18 protein-coding genes and 4 tRNA genes are annotated in these 23,508 nt (G+C 64.8%); 18 read left to right on the forward strand and 4 right to left on the reverse strand.

Annotated features, from left to right (window positions below):
- The first annotated feature begins 668 nt into the window (after nucleotides 1-668).
- The 15 genes from ACO6VM_RS23120 to ACO6VM_RS23190 all read left to right on the forward strand — a co-directional run bounded on the left by ACO6VM_RS23120 (nucleotide 669) and on the right by ACO6VM_RS23190 (nucleotide 14,473).
- Nucleotides 669-1,673: an aspartate-semialdehyde dehydrogenase gene (locus ACO6VM_RS23120; RefSeq protein WP_422403855.1), complete on the forward strand. Its 1,005-nt coding sequence runs from the start codon at nucleotides 669-671 to the stop codon at nucleotides 1,671-1,673.
- Between the two features lie 72 nt (nucleotides 1,674-1,745).
- Nucleotides 1,746-4,388, forward strand: coding sequence for a FimV/HubP family polar landmark protein (locus ACO6VM_RS23125; RefSeq protein WP_401056786.1), 2,643 nt, complete (start codon nucleotides 1,746-1,748; stop codon nucleotides 4,386-4,388).
- A 151-nt stretch (nucleotides 4,389-4,539) separates the two neighbouring features.
- Complete coding sequence (truA, locus tag ACO6VM_RS23130) at nucleotides 4,540-5,394, forward strand: tRNA pseudouridine(38-40) synthase TruA (RefSeq protein ID WP_401056787.1); 855 nt, start codon at nucleotides 4,540-4,542, stop codon at nucleotides 5,392-5,394.
- A gap of 60 nt (nucleotides 5,395-5,454) precedes the next feature.
- Nucleotides 5,455-6,075, forward strand: a complete 621-nt coding sequence (locus ACO6VM_RS23135) for a phosphoribosylanthranilate isomerase (protein ID WP_401056788.1) — start codon at nucleotides 5,455-5,457, stop codon at nucleotides 6,073-6,075.
- 229 nt (nucleotides 6,076-6,304) lie between these two features.
- Complete coding sequence (gene accD, locus ACO6VM_RS23140; protein ID WP_110995840.1) at nucleotides 6,305-7,198, forward strand: acetyl-CoA carboxylase, carboxyltransferase subunit beta; 894 nt, start codon at nucleotides 6,305-6,307, stop codon at nucleotides 7,196-7,198.
- A complete protein-coding gene (folC, locus tag ACO6VM_RS23145) occupies nucleotides 7,198-8,505 on the forward strand; it encodes a bifunctional tetrahydrofolate synthase/dihydrofolate synthase (protein WP_422403856.1) in 1,308 nt (435 codons plus the stop codon). The genes accD and folC overlap by 1 nt, the downstream gene beginning before the upstream one ends.
- Nucleotides 8,489-9,169: an SPOR domain-containing protein gene (locus ACO6VM_RS23150; RefSeq protein WP_401056790.1), complete on the forward strand. Its 681-nt coding sequence runs from the start codon at nucleotides 8,489-8,491 to the stop codon at nucleotides 9,167-9,169. The genes folC and ACO6VM_RS23150 overlap by 17 nt, the downstream gene beginning before the upstream one ends.
- A gap of 336 nt (nucleotides 9,170-9,505) precedes the next feature.
- Nucleotides 9,506-10,060: a CvpA family protein gene (locus tag ACO6VM_RS23155; RefSeq protein WP_125463266.1), complete on the forward strand. Its 555-nt coding sequence runs from the start codon at nucleotides 9,506-9,508 to the stop codon at nucleotides 10,058-10,060.
- A 42-nt stretch (nucleotides 10,061-10,102) separates the two neighbouring features.
- On the forward strand, nucleotides 10,103-11,608 hold the full coding sequence (purF, locus tag ACO6VM_RS23160) for an amidophosphoribosyltransferase (RefSeq protein WP_401056791.1): 1,506 nt from the start codon (nucleotides 10,103-10,105) through the stop codon (nucleotides 11,606-11,608).
- A 16-nt stretch (nucleotides 11,609-11,624) separates the two neighbouring features.
- Complete coding sequence (locus ACO6VM_RS23165; protein ID WP_422403857.1) at nucleotides 11,625-12,836, forward strand: O-succinylhomoserine sulfhydrylase; 1,212 nt, start codon at nucleotides 11,625-11,627, stop codon at nucleotides 12,834-12,836.
- Nucleotides 12,833-13,606 (forward strand): SDR family oxidoreductase, encoded by a 774-nt coding sequence (locus ACO6VM_RS23170; RefSeq protein ID WP_125857920.1) that lies wholly within the window; start codon nucleotides 12,833-12,835, stop codon nucleotides 13,604-13,606. The genes ACO6VM_RS23165 and ACO6VM_RS23170 overlap by 4 nt, the downstream gene beginning before the upstream one ends.
- 238 nt (nucleotides 13,607-13,844) lie before the next feature.
- A tRNA-Val gene (locus ACO6VM_RS23175) sits at nucleotides 13,845-13,920 on the forward strand.
- An 80-nt stretch (nucleotides 13,921-14,000) separates the two neighbouring features.
- Nucleotides 14,001-14,077: transfer RNA gene (locus ACO6VM_RS23180), tRNA-Asp, on the forward strand.
- Between the two features lie 100 nt (nucleotides 14,078-14,177).
- Nucleotides 14,178-14,254: transfer RNA gene (locus ACO6VM_RS23185), tRNA-Asp, on the forward strand.
- Nucleotides 14,255-14,396: 142 nt separating this feature from the next.
- Nucleotides 14,397-14,473: transfer RNA gene (locus ACO6VM_RS23190), tRNA-Asp, on the forward strand.
- A gap of 94 nt (nucleotides 14,474-14,567) precedes the next feature.
- Here the strand turns inward: ACO6VM_RS23190 and ACO6VM_RS23195 are convergent.
- Nucleotides 14,568-16,118, reverse strand: coding sequence for a methyl-accepting chemotaxis protein (locus ACO6VM_RS23195; RefSeq protein WP_422403858.1), 1,551 nt, complete (start codon nucleotides 16,116-16,118; stop codon nucleotides 14,568-14,570).
- Between the two features lie 244 nt (nucleotides 16,119-16,362).
- Here ACO6VM_RS23195 and ACO6VM_RS23200 point away from each other — a divergent pair, with 244 nt between their 5' ends.
- On the forward strand, nucleotides 16,363-17,232 hold the full coding sequence (locus ACO6VM_RS23200) for a DUF2242 domain-containing protein (protein WP_401056793.1): 870 nt from the start codon (nucleotides 16,363-16,365) through the stop codon (nucleotides 17,230-17,232).
- Between the two features lie 204 nt (nucleotides 17,233-17,436).
- Here ACO6VM_RS23200 and ACO6VM_RS23205 read toward each other — a convergent pair whose 3' ends face one another.
- Both ACO6VM_RS23205 and ACO6VM_RS23210 read right to left on the reverse strand, forming a co-directional pair.
- Nucleotides 17,437-18,477: an AraC family transcriptional regulator gene (locus ACO6VM_RS23205; RefSeq protein WP_422403859.1), complete on the reverse strand. Its 1,041-nt coding sequence runs from the start codon at nucleotides 18,475-18,477 to the stop codon at nucleotides 17,437-17,439.
- Between the two features lie 4 nt (nucleotides 18,478-18,481).
- Entirely contained in the window at nucleotides 18,482-19,600 is a 1,119-nt protein-coding gene (locus ACO6VM_RS23210) for a nitrilase-related carbon-nitrogen hydrolase (protein ID WP_401056795.1), read from the reverse strand.
- Between the two features lie 187 nt (nucleotides 19,601-19,787).
- On the opposite strand from ACO6VM_RS23210, the gene ACO6VM_RS23215 reads away from it, so the two are divergent.
- Together ACO6VM_RS23215 and ACO6VM_RS23220 are read left to right on the forward strand one after the other, a co-directional pair.
- Nucleotides 19,788-21,824, forward strand: a complete 2,037-nt coding sequence (locus tag ACO6VM_RS23215; RefSeq protein WP_422403860.1) for an FAD-dependent oxidoreductase — start codon at nucleotides 19,788-19,790, stop codon at nucleotides 21,822-21,824.
- Between the two features lie 97 nt (nucleotides 21,825-21,921).
- Nucleotides 21,922-22,815 (forward strand): 1-aminocyclopropane-1-carboxylate deaminase/D-cysteine desulfhydrase, encoded by an 894-nt coding sequence (locus tag ACO6VM_RS23220; RefSeq protein WP_422403861.1) that lies wholly within the window; start codon nucleotides 21,922-21,924, stop codon nucleotides 22,813-22,815.
- Here ACO6VM_RS23220 and ACO6VM_RS23225 read toward each other — a convergent pair.
- Nucleotides 22,806-23,351: a cytochrome b gene (locus ACO6VM_RS23225; RefSeq protein WP_110995853.1), complete on the reverse strand. Its 546-nt coding sequence runs from the start codon at nucleotides 23,349-23,351 to the stop codon at nucleotides 22,806-22,808. The genes ACO6VM_RS23220 and ACO6VM_RS23225 overlap by 10 nt on opposite strands.
- Between the last annotated feature and the right edge of the window lie 157 nt (nucleotides 23,352-23,508).

A 23,508-nucleotide genomic window follows, 5' to 3' on the forward strand; every position in this document is an offset into this window, starting at 1 on the left:
TCAGCCTCCTGAAGTCGCGAAGTTAGGGGCGGCGCCTGGGCTGGCGTTAGCTGTCGCTAGTTGGATTGGGTGGGAACTCAGGATTGCAATCGCTGGCAAGCCAGCTCTCACAGGTTAGTGCGAACTTTCAGCCTTGCGCTGTACCTGTGGGAGCCGGCTTGCCGGCGATAGGGCCCGAACAAACAACACAGAAACAACAGCCAAACCTAGATAGCCGCATTACTGCTCTTGATCTGCTCTTGATCTGTTTTTGCTTTTGCTTCTAAGCGCGCAATAGTTCAGGCAACACAAATTGCGACTTCAGGAGGCCGAGTGGAGGTGACTGTAGGGCCCTGGTGCGCAGCACCCTTCGGCGTAAGCCGAAGGCGCGAGATGTAGACTTGCGCAGCGAGTCGTAGGCCGCGCGGGCCCGGAAGGCACCGGAGCGAGGGGACCCCGAAGCGCAGCGTAGGGGCCGTATGATGGGAGCAAGCGGTTTTGCCTACTTTTTCCAAGAAAAAAGTAGGCCGCCGTAAGGGCGGAAAGGTGACTAAGCGTCGCCATCGCCAACGAATGCGCATACATCTATCAAAACCCACACTCTCAAAGCCAAACCTATCTCCCACCCCACAATCCAAGTAAAGTGCCGCTCCCCGCCGTACCCGCTGAACAAAGAAGGAACCCGAGCCATGACCACCCCTGTAGATATCGCCGTAGTAGGCGCCACCGGCGCAGTCGGTGAAACCCTCGTGCAGATCCTCGAGGAACTGTCCTTCCCGGTGGCCACCCTGCACCTGCTGGCCAGCATGGAATCGGCGGGCAGCAGCGTCATGTTCGCCGGCAAGAAGCTCAAAGTCCGTGAAGTGGACAGCTTCGACTTCAAGCAAGTGAAACTGGTGTTCTTCGCCGCCAGCCCCGCCGTCAGCCGTAGCTTCGCACCTAAAGCCCAGCAAGCCGGCTGCACCGTGATCGACCTGTCTGGCGTGCTGGACGGGGCCGTTGCGCTGGTGCCGGAAGCCAACGCCGAGCGCATCGCCGACTTGCCGCAGCCAGCCCTCATCACCAGCCCCTGCGCAGGCGCGGTGGCACTGGCCGTGGCGCTGGCGCCCCTCAAGGGCTTGCTCGACATCGAGCGCGTTCAGGTCAACGCTTGCCTGGCCGTTTCGGCCCAAGGCAAGGAGGCGGTCAGCGAGCTGGCCCGGCAAACCGCCGAGCTGCTCAACGCCCGCCCGCTGGAGCCGCGCTTCTTCGACCGCCAGGTGGCCTTCAACCTGTTGCCGCAGGTCGGCGCACCCGACGAGCAGGGCCACACCGCCGTGGAGCGGCGCCTGGTCAGCGAGCTGCGCCAACTGCTGGGCCTGCCGCAATTGAAGATTTCCGTGTCCTGCATTCAAGTCCCGGTGTTTTTCGGCGATAGCTTCAGTGTGGCGGTGCAGAGCCGTCGCCCGGTCGATCTGGGCGCTGTGAACACCGCACTCGAAGCGGCCGAGAGCATCGAACTGGTCGAACCAGGCGATTATCCGACGCCGGTAGGTGACGCAGTGGGCCAGGACGTGGTCTATGTTGGTCGTGTACGTCACGGGATAGATGAGGATGAACAGCTCAACCTCTGGCTGACCACCGACAATGTGCGCAAAGGCGCGGCACTCAACGCCGTGCAGGTGGCGCAATTGTTGATTAAACACATGGCGTAAAAGATACTGACCAGCAATTTTGTCCTGCACCACAACAGGGTTTTTGGGACGGTTCTTACAAGGGAAGAGTTCATGCTTCGAATTCGCAAACTGGTACTGGCCATCGCGGCAGCCTCGGCGCTGTCGTCCGGCGTGGCGAATGCCTTGGGGTTGGGGGAGCTGACCCTGAAGTCGGCACAGAACCAGCCACTGGATGCCGAGATCGAGCTGCTCGACGTGCGCGACCTCACCGCAACCGAGATGGCGCCAAGCCTGGCGTCGCCGGAGGAGTTCGCCAAGGCCGGGGTGGCATACCCGACCTACCTCGAAGACCTGACCTTCACCCCCGTGATCAACCCCAATGGCCGCAGCGTGCTGCGCGTCACCTCCAGCAAGGCCTTGCCGGAGCCGGTGGTCAAGTTCCTGGTCCAGGTGATGTGGCCGCAGGGGCGTCTGCTGCGCGACTACAACGTGCTGCTCGACCAGGCCAAGGCCCAGGGCAGCCAGCCGTCCCAGGCCAACATCAACCCAGCGCAAAGCTCCGGCAGCTACACCACCAAACGCCGTGACACGCTGTGGCAGATTGCCGCGCGCAATACCCAGGGCGGCTCGGTCCAGCAGACCATGCTGGCGATCCAGGCGTTGAACCCGGATGCGTTCATCGGCAACAACATCAACCAGCTCAAGACCGGGCAGGTGCTGCGCCTGCCTGATCAGCAGCAGGTACAGAGCATTGCCCAGGGCGAAGCCAACCGTGAAGTGGCCGAGCAGTACGCCGCCTGGCGTGAAGGCCGACGCCTGGGGCCGCGCGCCCGCCAGCTGGACGCCACCCGCCGTGGCCAGGCCGGCGAGGCTCCGGCGCGTATCGCCCAGGGCGACAACCTGCGCCTGGTGGCCCCCGGCGGCAAGGGCGCCGCTGGCCAGGCCAAGGCGCTGAACGACAAGCTTGCCGTGGCCCAGGAAAGCCTGGATACCAGCCGTCGTGACAACGACGAGCTCAAAAGCCGCATGGCCGATCTGCAGAGCCAGCTGGACAAGCTGCAGCGGCTGATCGAACTGAAAAACGACCAGTTGGCGCGCCTTGAAGCTCAAGGCGCGGCACCGCAGGCACAGCCAAGTGAACCTGCACCGGCGCAGCCAGCCCTCAACGCCCAGTTGACGCCCGCTGAACCTGTGGTGGCGCCAGCGCCTGCTGCGGTCGATACCGCGCCGCCAACCACGCCGGCCACCAGCGAAGCACCTGCTGCCCAAGAGCAGGGCGCGCTCGATGAACTGATGGGCAACCCGCTGCTGCTGGGGCTGATCGCCGGCTCGGCGTTCCTCGCCCTGTTGCTGTTGCTGCTGCTTTTGGCGCGCAAGCGCAAAGCCCAGCAGGAAGCTGAAAAACACCTGCGCATGGCTCGCGCCCTGTCTGAAGAGGGTGAGCGTGCCCCGGACCTGGACCTGCCGCCGGACAGCTTCGCCGGCCTGGACGTCTCGGCGCCCAGCGTCACCCTGTCGCCTGCAGTAGTCGCCGCCTCGGCGGCGGCGGCAACGGCTGCCGAGATACCTGCGCCTGCGCCAGCGCCTGCCGCCCCCGCAGTGGACCCGCGCGCCGCGCTGTTCGCCGAGGTTGATGAGAGCCTGGCCCGTGGTCGCCTGAACCATGCCGCCGACCTGCTCGAAGCCGCCGTCGCTTCCGAGCCGCAGCGCAGTGACCTGCGCCTGAAGCTGATGGAAGTGTATGCCCGTCAGGGTGACCAGGATGCCTTTGCTGGCCAGGAGCGCAAGCTGGCGCCAGGCGAGCAGAATCAGGCCGAAGTCGCCTCGCTCAAGGAGCGCTTCCCGGCGATGCTCGGCGTCGCGGCGGTGGCGGCTGGTGCCGCAGCCCTGGCTGCCGAGCTGGACGAACAATACGTCCAGGAGCTGTTGCAGGACCCGGCGCCGGCTGCCGTCGAAGCCGAGCCTGAGCCGGCAGTGGAGCCCGAAGCCGTTGCCGAGGCCTTCCCGGAGCCTGAGCCTGAACCGGCCCCGGTTGCTGAAGACGATCTGGACAGTGCCTTCGACTTGAGCCTGGGTGATGACCTGCCGGAAGAAGACCCTCTCGATCTGACTGCACTGGAAGAGGCGGTGTCGGCTGCTGCGCTGCCACAGGCCGATGCTGCGCCTGCCGTCAGCGAAACCGATGCCGACGATGATTTTGAAGCCCTGTTGGCCCAAGCCCAGGCTCAGGCCCCGGAGCAGCCGCAGGCCCTCGATGATCTCGCCGATTTCGACCTTGATGTGGGTGAGCCAGAGACCTCGGCCAGCAGCGAGGAGCCGGCAGTGGATGTGGCGGCCGAGTTGGCGGCCTTCGAAGCCATGCCCGAGTTCGACCCGATTTCCGAGCTGGAGCTGCCGGACGACTTCGACCTGTCGCTGTCGCTGGATGACGACTCGCCGGCGGCGCAGAAATTTGCTTCCGAACTGGACGACGTCAACGCCGAGCTCGACAAACTGTCGCAAAGCCTCGATGCGCCAGACAATGCGCCAAGCTTCACCGCCGAAGACGCCGCCCAGGAGCCGGAACCGCTGGATGACCTGGACTTCGACTTCTTCTCCGGTACCGACGAAGTGGCCACCAAGCTGGACCTGGCGCGTGCCTACATCGACATGGGTGACCATGACGGCGCTCGCGACATCCTCGACGAAGTGGCCAAGGATGGCGATGAGAACCAGCGCCAGGAAGCCAACGAGATGCTCTCGCGCCTGGTCTGATCGCTGAAACGATCGCGGGGCAAGCCCGCTCCCACGACAGCCCTGCAATGAGGGGCGCGTGGGGGCGGGCTTGCCCCGCGATCGTTTCGGCCATCATGCGGTTTGCCGCTATACTGCCCGCCTTTTCGTTTCATCATCAGGTTTCACGTTCTTGGACATCATCGACAACGCCGCCGCCGAATCAGCGGCCGAAGGTTTCACCCGCATCGCCCTGGGCGTGGAATACAAAGGTTCGCGCTACCGCGGCTGGCAGCGCCAGGCCAGTGGTGTGCCCAGCGTCCAGCAAGCACTCGAGCAGGCGCTGTCGAAGGTGGCCAACGAACCGATCAGCGTGATCTGTGCCGGGCGCACCGACGCCGGGGTGCATGGCTGCGGGCAGATCGTGCATTTCGATACCCAGGCCGTGCGCGATGAGCGCGCCTGGACCCTGGGCACCAACTTCAACCTGCCCCACGACATCAGCGTGGTCTGGTCCAGGCCGATGCCTGCGGATTTCCATGCCCGCTTCAAAGCCAATGCGCGGCGCTACCGCTATGTCATCTACAACGACCCGATCCGTCCGGCCCACCTCGCCGAGGAAGTGACCTGGAACCATCGGCCGCTGGATGTCACGCGCATGGCCGAAGCCGCGCAGTACCTGCTCGGCACCCATGACTTCAGCGCCTTCCGCGCCAGCCAGTGCCAGGCCAAGTCGCCGGTCAAGCACATCCATCACCTGCGCGTTACCCGCCATGGCCAGATGATCGTGATCGATGTGCGTGCCACCGCCTTCCTCCATCACATGGTGCGCAACATCGCCGGCATGCTGATGGCCATCGGAACCGGCGAGCGCCCGGTGGAATGGGCCCGCGAGGTGCTCGAGGGGCGTGATCGCCGCGCGGCGGGGGTGACCGCGCACCCTTATGGGTTGTACCTGGTGAAGGTCGAGTACCCGCCCGAGTACGAGCTGCCGCAGCGTTACATCGGCCCACACTTTCTCACCGGTTTCGAGGCGTTGTCGGACTGACGGAGCAAAGGTCATTTGCTACCATCGGCGCTTTCATCGATCACTCAAGGTTCGCTGTCCATGAGCAAGGTTCGCAGCAAGATCTGCGGGATTACCCGCATCGAGGACGCCCTCGCCGCTGTCGAGGCCGGCGCCGATGCCATCGGCCTGGTGTTCTATGAAAAAAGCCCGCGGGCCGTGGACGTGCGCAAGGCCCGGGCGATCGTCGAGGCCTTGCCGCCCTTCGTGACGACCGTGGGCCTGTTCGTCAATGCCTCGCGTTGCGAGCTGAACGAGATCCTCGAAGTCGTTCAACTGGACCTGCTACAGTTCCACGGCGATGAAAGCCCGGCTGACTGCGAGGGTTACCATCGCCCCTGGATCAAAGCCCTGCGTGTACGCCCCGGCGATGACCTCGAGGCGGCCTGCAAGCTCTACGCCGGCGCCCGCGGCATCCTGCTGGACGCTTATGTGCCCGGCATCCCGGGGGGAACCGGCGAAGCGTTCGACTGGTCTTTGATACCGCAACACCTGAGCAAACCGATCATCCTGGCTGGCGGCCTGTCGGCCGACAATGTCGCCCAGGCCATCCGCCAGGTGCGCCCGTACGCGGTGGATGTCAGTGGTGGCGTGGAGCAGGCCAAGGGCATCAAGGATGCCGTGAAGATCGAGGCCTTCATGCAGGCAGTGCGCCAGGCGTGATGGCGGATGTGACGGCTGGCCGCGCGCCATCGTCCATAGGTTTCGCAGCCCGATGCTGCCAGGCCGCGCCTGCAAGGCAGCGGCTCAGGCCATCGGCGTAATTATTGGAGGTGGGGCGGTACATGGCGCAGTCATGGCCGGCCCATCGTCGTTTCAAAGCAGAATTTGAGCTCAAGGGCAGGGTGGGGCAGGCAACGCCTCCCGCCCGCCATTACTGGAGAAAGAAAGCATGAGCAACTGGTTGGTAGACAAACTGATCCCTTCGATCATGCGTTCCGAGGTGAAGAAGAGCTCGGTGCCCGAAGGGCTGTGGCACAAGTGCCCGTCCTGCGAGGCCGTGCTTTACCGTCCGGAGCTGGAAAAGACCCTCGATGTCTGCCCCAAGTGCAACCACCACATGCGCATCGGCGCACGTGCGCGCATCGACATCTTCCTCGACCAGGACGGCCGTGCCGAACTGGGTGCCGACCTGGAGCCGGTCGACCGTCTGAAGTTCCGTGACGGCAAGAAGTACAAGGACCGCCTGACCGCTGCCCAGAAGCAGACCGGCGAGAAAGACGCACTGATCTCCATGAGCGGCACCCTGATGGGCATGCCGATCGTGGTCAGCGCCTTCGAATTCTCCTTCATGGGTGGTTCGATGGGTGCCATCGTCGGCGAACGCTTCGTGCGCGCTGCCAACTACGCCCTGGAGAACCGCTGCCCGATGGTGTGCTTCTCCGCCTCCGGTGGTGCGCGCATGCAGGAAGCGCTGATCTCGCTGATGCAGATGGCCAAAACCTCGGCGGTGCTGGCGCGCCTGCGTGAAGAAGGCATCCCGTTCATCTCGGTGCTGACCGACCCGGTCTATGGCGGCGTTTCCGCCAGCCTGGCAATGCTCGGTGACGTGATCGTCGGCGAGCCCAAGGCACTGATCGGCTTCGCCGGCCCGCGGGTCATCGAGCAGACCGTGCGCGAGAAACTGCCAGAAGGCTTCCAGCGCAGCGAGTTCCTGCTGGAGCACGGCGCCATCGACCTGATCATCTCCCGTGACGAGCTGCGTCCGCGCCTGGCCCGCCTGCTGGCCCAGATGACCGGCCAGGCTACCCCGGCAGAAGCCCGTGAGGCGGCTGCGGTAGCGTGATGAGCCAGCGCAACCTGGGCGAGTGGCTCGCCTACCTCGAACAGTTGCACCCTACGGCCATCGACATGGGCCTGGAGCGTTCCCGGCAGGTGCTGGCGCGCCTGCAGTTGGGCAAGCTGGCGCCTCGCGTGGTGACGGTCACCGGCACCAACGGCAAAGGCTCCACCTGTGCTTTCGTGGCCTCGCTGCTGCGCGCCCAGGGGCTCAAGGTCGGGGTCTACAGCTCGCCGCACCTGTTGCGTTACAACGAGCGCGTGCTCATCGATGGCGTCGAAGCCAGCGATGAGCAGCTGTGCGAAGCCTTTGTCGCCGTCGAGGCGGCGCGCGGCGCTACCTCGCTGACCTATTTCGAGATGGGTACCCTGGCGGCGTTCTGGCTGTTCAGCCAGTCGCAACTGGATGCCGTGGTGCTCGAGGTGGGCCTGGGCGGCCGGCTGGATACGGTCAATGTGGTGGATGCCGACATTTCGCTGGTCACCAGCATCGGTGTCGATCATGTCGACTACCTGGGGGACACCCGCGAATTGGTGGCCTTCGAGAAGGCCGGGATCTTCCGCCAGGGCAAACCGGCCCTGTGCGGTGACCTGGACCCGCCGCAACCCTTGTTGGACAAGGCGAGCGAGCTGGCTTGCCCGTTGTTCCTGCGCGGGCGCGACTTCGACCTGGCCAGTACCGACAACCACTGGCATTGGCGCGGCAGCAAGGCCGACGGAACGCAGCTTGAATTGCGCGACCTGCCGTTGCTCGACCTGCCCATGGAGAACGCAGCGCTAGCCCTGCAGGCTTTTGCGCTGATGGACCTGCCGTGGGATGAGGCACTGGTGAAGCAGGCGCTGCTGGACACCCGTATCACCGGTCGGCTGGATCGGCGCTCGCTGGTATTCAAGGGCAAGCGCGTTGAGTTGCTGCTGGATGTGGGGCACAACCCGCATGCGGCCGAGTATTTGGCGCGTCGCCTGGCGGCCCGTCCGCCGAAAGGTCGACGCCTGGCTGTTTTCGGGCTGTTGGCCGACAAGGATCTGCAGGGTGTGATCGAGCCTTTGCAGGGGCTGGTCGGGCATTGGGCAGTGGCGCCGCTGGATACGCCGCGCAGCCGCCCGGCTGAGGAACTGGCCAAGGCCTTGACGAACCTCGGTGCGACAGTGAAGTCTCACCCCAGCGTCGATGCTGCCCTGGAAGGGCAGTGCGCCCAGGCGACGGCGGATGACCAGATCCTGCTGTTCGGTTCGTTTTTCTGCGTCGGCGAGGCCCTGGCCTGGCTTGAACGGCAGGCCCCAGAGGATGGAGTAGATGGCAGTGCTGGATAAAGGGATGAAGCAGCGCATGGTCGGTGCGCTGGTACTGGTGGCGCTGGCGGTGATCTTCTTGCCGATGCTGTTCACCCGCGAGGACGAGATGCGCCAGGTGCGCGTCGAGGCGCCCCAGGCGCCTGCCATGCCGAGCCTGCCTCAGGTGCAGGTCGAGCCGGTAGCGGTGCCGGAGCCGCAACCATTGCCGGAGCAGGTTGATCCAGCGCCGGTGGTGATCGATGAATCGACGGCGCCAGTAACCACGCCAAGCCAGCCCATCGCGCCAGTGCCTCAGGCCCAGGTGGCTGTTGCGCCCAAGCCGCAGACGCCGGTGCCGACGCCAAAGGTTGAAGCCCGCCCAGCACCAGCGCCCGCACCTGCCCCGGCAGTCACTGCGGCGGCGAGCAAGCCGGCCGTGCCAGGCAAGATCGACGTCAACGGTCTGCCGGTAAGCTGGTCGATCCAGCTGGCCAGCCTGTCCAACCGCGCCGGTGCCGAAAAACTGCAAAACACCCTGCGTAGCCAGGGCTACAACGCCTACATCCGTTCGGCCGGTGGCATGAACCGGGTGTATGTGGGGCCGTTGATCGAGCGCGCCGAGGCCGAGCGCGTGCGTGACGTGATCAATCGCCAGCAGAATCTCAAGGGGATTCTGGTGCGCTTCCAGCCCGAGCGCGGCTGAAGTCATCGCAGGGCAGGTCGCAGCGGCGCACCGCCGCTCCCACGGGTTTTGAGGGTTGTGCAATCCCTGTGGGAGCAACTGTCTGCTGTTGCCTGTGCTGGCCTTATCGCTGGCAAGCCAGCTCCCACAGGTATGGCATTAGTCCTGAAGGTCATGTGATCCCTGTGGGAGCCGGCTTGCCGGCGATAGGGCCTCGGCAGGCGCTACGGCCCGAACTGCAAGGTGCAAAGCTGTCCCTGGAGTCAGCCTGCAGCCCTTCAAACACCTGACATTCCGCTTACCCCAAGCCCTCCGCTCTGGTAAAATGCGCCGCCTCAAACGTCGGCAGGCAGCACCGTGGCATTTACCTGGGTTGATTGGGCGATCATCGCGATCATCGCCGTTTCCTCACTGATCAGTCTCAAGCGCGGCTTCGTCAAGGAAGCCTTGTCTCTGGTCATCTGGATTGTCGCCGGGGCGCTGGCCTGGATGTTCGGTGGCTCGCTCTCGGTCTATCTCGAAAGCTACATCCAGACGCCCTCGATGCGCACCATCGCCGGCTGCGCCATTCTTTTCGTCGCCACCTTGCTGGTGGGGGCAATGCTCAACTTCCTCATCGGCGAGCTGATCCGCGTGACCGGGCTGTCCGGTACCGATCGCTTCCTCGGCACGGCGTTCGGCGCCGCGCGCGGGGCCTTGCTGGTGGTGGTGGCTGTCGGGCTGCTCAGCCTGGGGCCGGTACAACAGGATCCGTGGTGGCAGGAATCTCGCCTGATACCACAATTTCTATTGGTAGCCGACTGGTCGAAAAACCTGATTCTCGGGTTCACCGGCCAGTGGATGTCCAGTGGGGTCAGCGCACCCGTTGACCTTCCGTTCAAGGAACAGCTGCTCGGGCCTGCAAAGCCCTGAGCGCTATTCACTCAAGTTTCATCAAAGTAGGGGTTGCGTCGCATGTGTGGCATCGTCGGTATCGTCGGTAAGTCGAACGTCAATCAGGCGCTGTATGACGCGCTTACGGTCCTCCAGCACCGCGGCCAGGACGCTGCCGGTATCGTGACCAGCCATGACGGCCGGTTGTTCCTGCGCAAGGATAATGGCCTGGTGCGCGACGTCTTCCAGCAGCGCCACATGCAGCGCCTGGTTGGCACCATCGGTATCGGCCACGTGCGTTACCCGACCGCCGGCAGCTCCACCTCGGCCGAGGCCCAGCCGTTCTATGTCAACTCGCCGTACGGCATCACCCTGGCGCACAACGGCAACCTGACCAACGTCGAGCAGCTGGCCAAGGAGATCTACGAGTCCGACCTGCGCCACGTCAACACCAACTCCGACTCCGAAGTGCTGCTGAACGTGTTCGCCCATGAACTGGCGGTGCGCGGCAAGCTGCAGCCTACCCAGGAAGACGTGTTCGCCGCGGTCTCCCACGTGCACAGCCGCTGCGTCGGCGGTTACGCGGTGGTGGCGATGATCACCGGCTACGGCATCGTCGGCTTCCGTGACCCCAACGGCATCCGTCCGGTGGTGTTCGGCCAGCGTCACACCGACGAAGGCGTCGAGTACATGATCGCCTCGGAAAGCGTCGCGCTCGACGTGCTCGGCTTTACCCTGATCCGTGACCTGGCACCAGGCGAAGCGGTGTACATCACCGAAGAAGGCCAGCTGTTCACCCAGCAGTGCGCGAACAACCCCAAGCTGCAGCCGTGCATCTTCGAGCACGTCTACCTGGCCCGCCCGGACTCGATCATCGACGGCGTCTCGGTGTACAAGGCGCGCCTGCGCATGGGCGAGAAACTGGCCGAGAAGATCCAGCGCGAGCGCCCGGACCATGACATCGACGTAGTCATCCCGATCCCGGACACCAGCCGCACCGCCGCGCTGGAGCTGGCCAACCACCTGGGCGTGAAGTTCCGCGAAGGCTTCGTCAAGAACCGCTACATCGGCCGTACCTTCATCATGCCCGGCCAGGCTGCGCGCAAGAAATCGGTGCGCCAGAAGCTCAACGCCATCGAGCTGGAATTCCGCGGCAAGAACGTGATGCTGGTGGACGACTCGATCGTGCGCGGCACCACCTGCAAGCAGATCATCCAGATGGCCCGTGAAGCCGGCGCCAAGAACGTCTACTTCTGCTCCGCGGCCCCCGCGGTGCGCTACCCCAACGTCTACGGCATCGACATGCCGAGCGCTCACGAACTGATCGCCCACAACCGCACCACCGAACAGGTGGCCGAGTTGATCGGCGCCGACTGGCTGATTTACCAGGACCTGCCGGACCTGATCGAATCGGTCGGTGGCGGCAAGATCAAGATCGAGCACTTCGATTGCGCGGTGTTCAACGGTGAGTATGTCACCGGCGACATCGACGATGCCTACCTCGAGCGCATCGAGCAGGCCCGTAACGACCTGGCCAAGGTGAAGACCCAGGCAGTCAGCGCGATCATCGACCTGTACAACAACTGACTTTGGGAGCGACGGCATGACGGATCAATGGGATGCCGGGCGACTGGACAGTGACCTCGAGGGTGTCGGTTTCGACACCCTGGCGGTCCGCGCCGGTCAGCACCGCACACCGGAGGGCGAGCACAGCGAAGCGCTGTTCCTGACCTCCAGCTATGTCTTCCGCACGGCCGCCGACGCCGCCGCGCGTTTCGCCGGCGAGACGCCGGGCAACGTCTATTCGCGCTACACCAACCCGTCCGTGCGCGCCTTCGAAGAGCGCCTGGCGGCAATGGAAGGTGCCGAGCAGGCCGTGGGTACTTCCACCGGCATGGCGGCGATCCTCGCCGTGGTGATGTCGCTGTGCAGTGCCGGCGACCACGTGCTGGTGTCGCAGAGCGTGTTCGGCTCGACCATCAGCCTGTTCGAAAAGTACTTCAAGCGCTTCGGCGTGCAGGTGGACTATGTGCCGCTGGTCGATCTGAACGGTTGGGAGCAGGCCATCAAGGCCAACACCAAGCTGTTGATCGTCGAGTCGCCGTCCAACCCGCTGGCCGAGCTGGTGGACATCACCGCGCTGGCCGAGATTGCCCATGCCCGTGGTGCCATGCTGGTGGTGGACAACTGCTTCAGCACCCCGGCCTTGCAGCAGCCGCTCAAGCTTGGCGCCGACATCGTGTTCCATTCGGCCACCAAGTTCATCGACGGCCAGGGCCGTTGCATGGGTGGCGTGGTCGCTGGGCGCAGCGAACAGATGAAAGAAGTGGTGGGCTTCCTGCGCACCGCCGGCCCGACCCTCAGCCCGTTCAATGCCTGGATCTTCACCAAGGGCCTGGAGACGCTCAAGCTGCGCATGCGTGCCCATTGCGAGAGCGCCCAGCGCCTGGCCGAGTGGCTCGAACAGCAGGACGGTGTGGAGAAGGTGCACTACGCCGGGCTGCCGAGCCATCCGCAGCATGAGCTGGCCAAGCGCCAGATGAGCGGTTTCGGCGCGGTGGTCAGCTTCGAGGTCAAAGGTGGCAAAGAGGGCGCCTGGCGCTTCATCGATGCTACTCGGGTGATCTCGATCACCACCAACCTGGGCGACAGCAAGACCACCATCGCCCACCCGGCCACCACCTCCCACGGCCGCTTGTCGGCGCAGGAGCGTGAAGCGGCGGGCATCCGTGACAGCCTGATCCGCGTCGCCGTCGGCCTGGAAGATGTGGCTGACCTGCAAGCCGATCTTGCCCGCGGTCTGGCGGCGCTGTGATCGACTGGAAGGGTGGCGAGCCTGGCCATAACGGCCGGGTGGCCCTGGTTACCGGTGCCGCGCGCGGCATCGGCCTGGGCATCGCCGCCTGGCTGATCTGCGAAGGTTGGCAAGTCGTCCTCAGTGACCTGGACCGCCAGCGTGGCGCCCGGGTGGCCAAGGCGCTGGGCGACAATGCCTGGTTCGTCAGCATGGATGTTGCCGACGAAGCCCAGGTCAGTGCCGGGGTGTCCGAAGTGCTCGGGCAGTTCGGCCGGCTGGATGCGCTGGTGAGCAATGCGGCCATCGCCAATCCGCACAACCAGACGCTGGAAAGCCTGTCGCTCAGCCAGTGGAACCGTGTGCTGGCGGTCAACCTCAATGGTCCGATGCTGCTGGCCAAGCATTGCGCACCGTACCTGCGCGCCCATGGCGGTGCCATCGTCAACCTGACCTCTACCCGTGCCCGGCAGTCCGAGCCGGATACGGAAGCCTATGCGGCAAGTAAAGGCGGGCTGATGGCACTGACCCACGCCCTGGCGATGAGCCTGGGGCCGGAGATCCGTGTCAATGCCGTCAGCCCCGGCTGGATCGATGCCCGTGACCCGTCGCAGCGTCGAGCCGAGCCCCTGACTGAGGCCGACCATGCCCAGCATCCGGCGGGCAGGGTAGGGACGGTGGAGGACGTGGCGGCCTTGGTGGCATGGTTGCTGTCGCGCCAGGCAGGGTTCGTCACCGGCCAGGAATTCGTGGTCGATGGCGGCATGACCCGCAAGATGATCTACACCTGAGCTGTAAGTTATTGAGAAACAAGAGAAAGGGCCGTAAGGCCCTTTTTTGTTGCCTATGTCCCGTGGGAGCGGGCTTGCCCCGCGATGGGCCCGGCAGTCCCAGCCTGGACGACCACCTGGCCACCTTCTGCTTTTTTGCCCTTTTTTAAAAAAAATTCAATGGGGCTATTGACTTAGCATCGGTACCTGCGTAAATTTCGCGGCCTCAGCGAAGCAAACGCAACAAGCAACATCGCGGGGGTGATTAGCTCAGCCGGGAGAGCATCTGCCTTACAAGCAGAGGGTCGGCGGTTCGATCCCGTCATCACCCACCACTTCCTGAGAATGTTCCTGGTACAGGGTGCTTCTAACGAAGCTGAATGTCAGAGAGGAACAGGACGCAAGTCCACACTGCGCGGCGGTAGTTCAGTCGGTTAGAATACCGGCCTGTCACGCCGGGGGTCGCGGGTTCGAGTCCCGTCCGCCGCGCCATTTTTCAGTATCAGATGGGTGCCTGGCACCGGTCTGAAGTCGAAGGCAAATATGCCTGAGGCTGATCCCAGTTTCAATCAGGTGCAAACCTGAACGATACGCAGCGGTAGTTCAGTCGGTTAGAATACCGGCCTGTCACGCCGGGGGTCGCGGGTTCGAGTCCCGTCCGCTGCGCCATCTTGTGTTTTGAACTCCTTGAACAGTTCGAAGCAAAACAAAAAAGGCGATCTCGCATCGCTTTTTTTGTGCCTGGCTTTCGCGTCCTAGATGCTTGAAAGCCTGGATCCCAGTTTCAATCGGGTGCAAGCCCGAGCGATACGCAGCGGTAGTTCAGTCGGTTAGAATACCGGCCTGTCACGCCGGGGGTCGCGGGTTCGAGTCCCGTCCGCTGCGCCATCTTCAGTTCTGAGCCCCTTGAACAGCTCGGAACAACAAAAAAGCGACCTTAGGGTCGCTTTTTTCATTTCTGGCGGTCGGCAGGTTGCCTGTTTCAGAGCCTGAAATTACCGATCAACCCTTTCAGCTCAGCGCCCACCCGCTCAAGTTCCATAGACGCCTCCTCGATTTGCCGGCTGGCATAGAGTGAGTGGCCGGCGACATCGCGCACCCGCTCCACATTACGGCGAATGGTCACTACGACCGTACTTTGCTGCTCGGTACTGGCGGCAATCTGCTGGTTCATGCCTTGGATATCATCAACGCTGGTCGTGATGACCTGCAGGGCCTCGCTCGCCTGATTGGCAAGCTCAACGGTGCTGCTGGCCACGCGGCGGTTGCCTTGCAGGCATTCCACCGCCTGGCGGGCACCGTCCTGCAGGCGGGTAACCAGTGTTTCGATTTCGGCAGTGGAGCGCTGGGTACGCAGGGCGAGACCGCGCACTTCGTCGGCCACCACCGCGAAGCCGTGCCCGGCTTCGCCAGCGCGGGCGGCCTCGATGGCTGCGTTCAGGGCCAGCAGGTTGGTCTGCTCGGCCACCGAGCGGATAACCGCCATGATGCAGCTGATCTGCTCGGCAGAGGTGCACAGCTGTTGCACGGCCTCGGTGCTGCTGCTGATGTCACTGGCCAGCTGGGCAACCTGGCGCTGGGTATCGCAGACCACCTGCTGGCTGAGTTCGGCCTTGTCAGTGGCCTGGCGGGTTGCCTCGCTGGCCAGCGAACTGTTGTGCGCCACCTCCTGCACGGCGCAGGCCATCTGGCTCATCGCCGCCGCCACCTGACGGGTTTCGCTCTGCTGGCTGGCGGCGCCGCTGCTGGTGCGTTCGATCACGCAAGCCAGGGCCGTCGAGGCCTGAGAAAGCTGCCCGCAGGCCTGGCCGATCCGGCGCAATATACCGCGCAGATTGGCGCTGCTGCGCTCAAGGGCCTGGAGCAGTTGGCCGAACTCATCGCGGCGTGGGCCAAGGTCACTGGCGCTCAGGTCGCCTTCGCCAATGCGCCGGGCCATGTCCAGGGCCTGTTGCAGGGGGGAGCAGATCTGCCGGATCAGCAACCAGGCTACCAGGCAGGCCAGCAGCAGGGTGCCGCAGAACACGGCGAGCATGAGGCGCCGGCGCTGGCTGAGCTCGGCGGCACTGACCTGGTTCTGCTGGGTGATCAGCTGGTTGATGTGTTCGATGGCCGCAAGCACTTGCGTGGTGAGCTGTTTGCCCGTGGGGCCGGACAGTGTCTCGGTACCTGCCTCGAGGCTGTGCTGCAGATTGCTCATGTAGTTGCCCATGATCTTGCGTGTGGCGCCAAGATGGGCCTGCGCCTGGGGGGCGGGCATCTGCGTCAGATTTTCGTCGATCAGCCCGTTCACTTTTCGGTAGGCCTGGTGCAGGTTTTCCAGCTCTGCATGTTCACCGTTCAGCGCATAGGCCATCTGTGTCGCGCGGATGTCGTTGAGGTTGTCGAGAATGTAGTTGACCGAGACCAGGCGTTCAGCCCGATGGGTCAGGGTGCCGAGGGTGAAGATCGCGGTCAGCACGAGGAGGGCCGCCAGCAAGACCAGTGGGGAGAGGCTAAGCAAGAGTTTCAGGCGGACCGGCAGATTCTTCATCAGCGATTTCCTTGGGCATTCGAACGGGCGAATGAGTCTAGCGAGGGAATTTCCTTGTCTGGTTAGGAGGTTCTTGCGACTGGTGTACGAAAAATCGCTAATGATCGCGAGAAGGTTCCCGGTGCTTTGGCCGGCGTTCTCCAGGCCTTTACATGAACCTTGCACAATGTTGGCCCTTTCAAGGTTTCGGTGACTTGTGGATGTGTTGCACAATAGGCACCGTTCGATTTACCCGGAATTCACGATGTCCAGATCATCCGTCTACGGTGCGCTCGGGCTGGCCCTTGTGCTGGCGGGCGTATCCGGTTGCTCCTCGAAGAAGGCTACCGTGTACGAGCACGAGAACTTCGACGACTCGGGCACCTTCTCACGCAGTTTCCCGGTCAGCGAAGCGGGCTCCTGCGAAGCTGCCCGGCGTGCGCTGCTCAGCCAGGGCTACATCATCACCAGCAGCGATGCCAACCAGGTGGCCGGCAACAAGAGTTTTCAGCAGAGCGCCGAAAACCACATGCAGATCAGCTTCAACATCACCTGCGTGCCGGACATGAGCGACAAGCAGCGTTCGACCATGTTCGCCAACGCCCTGCAGGACCGCTACACCCTGAAAAAATCCAACACCTCTGCCAGCCTGGGCGTCGGGGTGCTGGGCTCGGTGTCGATGCCGATCGGCTCCAGCGACGACTCGATGGTCAAGGTCGCCAGCGAGACAGTGGCCGCGCCACAGTTCTACGAGCGGTATTTCGCCTTGGTGGAGGGCTACCTGCCGAAGCCGAAAAAGGTGAAGAAGGCCGATACTCCTGCTGAGCCGCCGAAAGTGGAGCAACCAGCGCCGGCCTTGGGGCTGCCCGAGCCTGCGCCAACCCCGCTGACACCTGCCCAGCCAGATGCGGCGCCGCTGGCGGCAAGCGCCCCGGTGGCCGTGCCTGCCGCAGCCCAGGCCAGCGCGCCTGTCGCGCCTGAGCCGGCCCCCGCCGTGCCCGTTCACGAAGCGCCGGCAGCCCCGGTGGTGGATGACAGCCACGGTTCGCAACCGGTTGCACCGCCCGTCGAGGCGGCCCCGATCCAGGCCCAGCAACAGCCTGCGCAGAGCGAAGCGGCACCGGCTTCGCCGTGAGCTGTCGCTAACTTCCCACAGGCCTGCTACGTTTACCGTTCATGGGGCTGTAATGGTTCCGTCATCCGAAGCGCTTAGGGTGGCGGTGGAACCCATGAATGAAGAACGAGGAAGCAGGCAGATGGACGACTACCAGGAAGAATTGCTCGAATTCCAGGCTTATGAACTGGATGTGCCAGAGCCGGCGGACGACGCCACCGAGCTCTAACCCACCTGCCGCTGATGGCGGCGAAACTCCCCCGGCGTTACGCCCGTCCAGCGCTTGAATGCGCGCTGGAAGGCCTCGGCCGATGCAAACCCCAGCAGATAGGCGATTTCGCCGAAGGCCAGCTCCGTGTCGCGGATGTAGGTCTCGGCCAGGTCGCGGCGTGTGTCGTTGAGCAGGTTGCGATAGCGCGTGCCTTCTTCAGCGAGTTTGCGCCGCAGGGTCCAGGTGGGCATCTGCAGGTGCTGCGCCACTTCCTCCAGATCCGGTTCGCGGCCGCCATTGAGTAGCGGCCCCAGCAAGTGGGTGATGCGTTCGCCCAGGCTGCGTACCCGGGTGCGCTGGGCCAGCTCCGTTTCGCACAGCTGCAACAAGTGCTGCCAGGTGCTCGGGCAGTGTTGCGGGTTGGCCAGGGCCAGGGTGGCCTGGCCCAGGCGCAACTGGTTGGCCGCGGCGCCAAACTGCACGGTGGTGCTGCACAGGCGCTGGTATTGATCGGCATAAGCCGGCGCTTCGAACTCGATCTCCAGCCGCTCGGCCTGGATCGGCCTGCCGGCCAGGCTTGACAGCTGCGCCAGCCAGCCGCCGAGCAGCGAGTCGACCACGAAGCGGTTGTAGGCGTTGTACGGGCTGATGGAGTAGAAGCGCAGCCAGGCGCCTTGCGGGTCTTGGTGAAAGCTCGACTGGCCACGGTAGTTGGCGGCATACAGCGGTTCGAAGCGCAGCAGCGTGCGTGCGGCCTCGCCGAGGGTCGGTGCCTGGGCAGCGGTGACGCCGGCCAACCCGGCCTGGGCCAGGCGGCTGAGCTGGCCCATGTGCAAACCCAGGGCAGGCTCAGCGCTCAAGGCGATGGCGGCGTGGCCCAGGTGCATGTAGCGCGGGATCGACAGGCGCGCCCCGGGTTCGGCCAGGCGCCGATTATCCAGCCCATAACGCAGCAGCAGGGGCTGCGGATCGTGGCCGAGCTGGCCGAGCGCTTCGGCCAGGGGCTGGACGAAGCCTACCGACAACTCACCCAGGCGCACGCGCTGACGGGGCATGGCGTTACAGCCACAGGTTCAGCAGGCGGGCGCCCTGGCTGGCGCTGCCCGCCCACAAGGTGCCGGCCTCGCTGGCAAAGCCCTGGCCGCCACCGCTCTGCTCCCAGAACTGCCCGCGCATGAACACGCTCATGCTGGCGGCGCCGTCGCTGGCCGTCTGGGTCAGCCGTTGCCAGGCCTCCTGCTCGCTGACCTCGCCACGCTGCAACGGCAATTCGGCCGCCGCGGCCTGGTGGCGGTTGCCGCGCCAGGGCAGTTGCCAGCGCTGCTTGCCACTGAGAAACACCGGGTTGGCGATCAACTGTACCGACTGCCCGGCCAGCAGCCGGTAGTTGTCCGGGTACCAGCTGTCACTGCCGACCAGCACGCCCAGGCGCCCGGCGGGCGTCTGCAGCACTTGCAGCGGCTGCTGGCGGCCATGGTGGATGTAACGGCGGGTTTCGCTGTCCGGGTAGCGCTGGTATTGCGGTTGCCCCAGCACGCTGCCGTCAGCGGCGAACACCAGGCTGCTGTTGAACAGCGGGCCGCTGCCGGCATGCAGCACGCCGTTCTTCACATAAGGGGCGGGCAAGACGATCGAACCGGCCACCAGGGTGACCCCGAACTCCCGCGCCAGGCCGCCGAACAGCTGCTGGTAGTCGGCGGCCATCTGCGCGGCCTTCATGCGCAGGCGCGCATCGCTGCGCCGGTCGTCGCCGCTGGCCGACAGCATCGCCAGGCCGTAGCGCAGCGGGTTGCTCAACTCCAGCCATTGCCAGGCCTCGCGGTCGCGGGTGGCCTGGTACAGCTCGTTCTTCTCGCCGCGGGCCCACAGCCAGGTGCCGATATGTTCGGGCAGCACCACCACGGTACGGGCATTCACTAGGCCCTGGTCGCGGGCCTGTTGCAGGTACGCCGACAGCTTGCGGTGCAGGCGCGCAAGGTTCTGGTAATCGCCTGGGTACAGCAGCGGCTCCACACCCAGGAGGTTGCCGTGCTCGCCCGGCACCCCCTGGTTGAGCGCCAGCTCGATACGCAGGTCGGACAGGTAGTGGCCTTCCGGTCGTTGCAGGGTCCAGAAGCCATAGCCGCAAAGGCCGGCGATGATGACCAGCGCCAGGGCGCCGGCTAGCAGTTTTCGCATGGAGCGGTTCAGCGCAGTGGGGAAAGAGGAGGTTAGGGTAAGCCTGCTGTGCAGCAGGATCAATAAGTTGTCAGTTTCGATCATTGAGCGCATTCAAACGCCTGTTTAATGTCGGCCACAGACAAACGACGGGGCCCGCCTTCGAGGTTCCCGCATTCCGTGATCACGCCACCTGTGGAGCTTATCCATGGCCAACACCCCTTATCCGCACCTGCTGGCCCCGCTCGACCTGGGCTTCACCACCTTGCGCAACCGTACGCTGATGGGCTCGATGCACACCGGCCTCGAAGAGCGCCCAGGCGGCTTCGAGCGCATGGCGGCCTACTTCGCCGAGCGTGCCCGCGGTGGCGTCGGCCTGATGGTCACCGGCGGCATCGCCCCCAACGACGAGGGCGGGGTGTATTCCGGCGCGGCCAAGCTGAGCACCGAAGCCGAGGCCGACAAGCACCGGATCGTCACCGAGGCCGTGCATGCAGCCGGTGGCAAGATCTGCCTGCAGATCCTTCACGCCGGCCGCTATGCCTACAGCCCCAAGCAGGTGGCGCCCAGTGCCATCCAGGCGCCGATCAACCCGTTCAAGCCCAAGGAGCTGGACGAGGAGGGCATCGAGAAGCAGATCGCCGACTTCGTCACCTGTGCAAGCCTGGCCCAGCGCGCCGGCTATGACGGCGTCGAAATCATGGGTTCGGAAGGCTACTTCATCAACCAGTTCCTGGCGGCCCACACCAACCACCGCAGCGACCGCTGGGGCGGCAGCTACGAGAACCGCATGCGCCTGGCGGTGGAGATCGTGCGCCGGGTCCGCGAGGCGGTAGGGCCGAACTTCATCATCATCTTCCGCCTGTCGATGCTCGACCTGATCGAGGGCGGCAGCAACTGGGAAGAGATCGTGCTGCTGGCCAAGGCCATCGAGCAGGCCGGCGCCACCCTGATCAACACCGGCATCGGCTGGCACGAGGCGCGCATCCCGACCATCGCCACCAAAGTGCCGCGCGCGGCATTCAGCAAGGTCACCGCCAAGCTGCGCGGCGCGGTGAGCATTCCGCTGATCACCACCAACCGCATCAACACCCCTGAGGTTGCCGAGGCCGTGCTGGCCGAAGGCGATGCCGACATGGTGTCGATGGCCCGGCCGTTCCTGGCCGACCCGGACTTCGTCAACAAGGCCGCCCAAGGCCGCGGCGACGAGATCAACACCTGCATCGGCTGCAACCAGGCCTGCCTGGACCACACCTTCGGCGGCAAACTGACCAGTTGCCTGGTCAACCCGCGTGCGTGCCACGAGACCGAACTCAACTACCTGCCAGTGCTCAACGTCAAGCGCATCGCCGTGGTCGGCGCCGGCCCTGCGGGCCTGGCTGCCGCCACCGTGGCTGCCGAGCGTGGCCACCAGGTGACCCTGTTCGATGCCGCCAGTGAAATCGGCGGGCAGTTCAATGTGGCCAAGCGTGTGCCGGGCAAGGAGGAGTTCTTCGAGACCCTGCGCTACTTCCGTAACAAGGTGAAGAGCACCGGCGTCGACCTGCGGCTCGATACGCGGGTCGATGTGGCGGCGCTGGTCGAGGGCGGTTTCGACGAAATCATCCTGGCCACCGGCATCGCACCGCGCACCCCGGCCATCCCTGGCATCGACAACGCCAAGGTGCTCAGTTACCTGGACGTGCTGCTGGAGCGCAAGCCGGTGGGCGAGCGGGTGGCGGTGATCGGCGCCGGCGGCATTGGTTTCGATGTGTCCGAGTACCTGGTGCACAAGGGCGTGGCCACCAGCCAGGACCGCGAGGCGTTCTGGAAGGAGTGGGGCATCGACGGCCAGTTGCAGGCCCGTGGCGGCGTGGCCGGTATCAAGGCCGAACCGCATGCCCCGGCGCGTCAGGTGTACCTGCTGCAGCGCAAGAAAACCAAGGTCGGTGACGGCCTGGGCAAGACCACCGGCTGGATCCACCGCACGGGGCTGAAGAACAAGCAGGTGCAGATGCTCAACAGCGTCGAGTACCTGAGCGTGGACGATGCCGGCTTGCATGTGCGCGTCGGTGAAGGCGAGCCGCAGTTGCTGGCGGTGGACAATATCGTCGTCTGCGCAGGGCAAGACCCGCTGCGCGAGTTGCATGAAGGGTTGTTGGCAGCGGGGCAGTCGGTGCACCTGATCGGTGGCGCGGACGTGGCTGCCGAGCTGGATGCCAAGCGCGCGATCAACCAGGGGTCGAGGTTGGCCGCCGAGCTCTGATCCATCGCAATCGCGGGGCCAGCCCGCTCCCGCGGGCTATCGTGGGAGCGGGCTTGCCCCGCGATGCGTTTGTCCGGGCTACTGATAAACTCGCGCCATGCCCGAATTCTCCCTGCCCCAAGCCCCCCTGCAACGCCTCGACCTGCCCTGGCTCCAGCATGCAGGTCTGGAGGCCGCCGTCCTGCGCCTTGACCTGATCGACCCCCTGATCAGCGGCAACAAATGGTTCAAGCTGCGCCACCACCTGCTCGAAGCCCGGCAAGCCGGATCACCGGGCCTGATCAGCCTGGGCGGCAACCACTCCAACCACCTGCATGCCCTGGCCGCTGCCGGCAAACGCTTCGGCTTCGCCACCGCCGGGCTGCTGCGTGGCCATGAGCAGGACACGCCGACCGTGCGCGACCTTCGGGCGCTGGGCATGCAGTTGCACTGGCTGGGTTACGCAGGTTACCGAGACCGGCACCAGGCGGGTTTCTGGCAGCCCTGGCAGGCCCGTTATCCAGGCTGGCACTGCATCCCCGAAGGCGGCGGCGGCCCCGCCGGTGCCCAGGGCTGCGCGCTGATCGTCGAGCAGTGCCGGGCACAACTGGCCGCGCTGGGTTGGCAGGATTACGACGCCTGGTGGCTGGCCGCCGGTACCGGCACCACCCTGGCGGGGCTGGTGCTGGCGGAGCAGGGCAGGCATGCGGTGCATGGCGCCCTGGCCGTGCCCCTGGATCATGGCGTGCCGCAAACCGTGGCGGCCCTGGCGGGTCCGTACGGATACACGCTGCATGAAGCCAGCCGTGGCGGCTTTGCCCGGATCGACGACGAGCTGCTGGCGTTCGTCGCCGATAGCGAACGGCAGGCGGGCATACCGCTGGAAGCCTTGTACACCGGCAAGGCGCTGCTGGCCCTGCGTGACCAGGTGGCGGCCGGGCGCTTCAGGCCCGGCACCCGCCTGGTATTCCTGCACAGCGGTGGCCTGCAGGGGCGACGCGGTTACTTGTAGGGCAGCATGCGCAGCAGGGTGTTGTCGCGGCGCACGTAGTGGTGATACAGCCCGGCCAGCGCGTGCAGGCCGATCAGCCAGTAGCCCCAGCTGCCGATGCGTTCATGCCAGCCTTTGATGAACTTGGCCAGGTCCGGGTCCGGCGCGACGATGGCCGGCAGCTCCAGGCCATAGAAGGGGATCGGCTTGTCGGCGGCGCTGAGGATCGCCCAGCCGGCCAGCGGCAGGCCGATCATCATCAGGTACAGCAGCAGGTGCACCAGGTGCGACAACCCGGTCTGCCAGGCCGGTGGCTTGGGCACGATCGCTGGGGTGGGGCGCGACAGGCGCAGGGCCAGGCGCAGCCACACCAGCACGAACACACTCAGGCCAAGCATGAAGTGCAGGTCCTTCATCACATCGCGTTCGGCGCTGCCCTTGGGGAACAGGCCGCGCAGCTCGATGCAGGCGTAGACGGCGGCCAGCAGTACCAGCATCAGCCAGTGCAGGGTGATCGACAGCCGCGAGTAATGGGCTGCGGGGGTGGATGAAACCATGGTGGATCCTCGTCATCAGGTCTGGAGGGGCGCTCTTGATTGGCGCCTGCCCTCAACTTTAATCGCTGGCGTGAAAAACGGCTTGCTTCAGATCTATCAAGCGCAGCCGACATAGCGAACCAGGCGGTGGCCATGGGCCTGCGCCTGTTTTCTATCG

It is taken from the genome of Pseudomonas sp. GZD-209, assembly GCF_049310485.1.
Classification (GTDB): Bacteria; Pseudomonadota; Gammaproteobacteria; order Pseudomonadales; family Pseudomonadaceae; genus Aquipseudomonas; species Aquipseudomonas sichuanensis.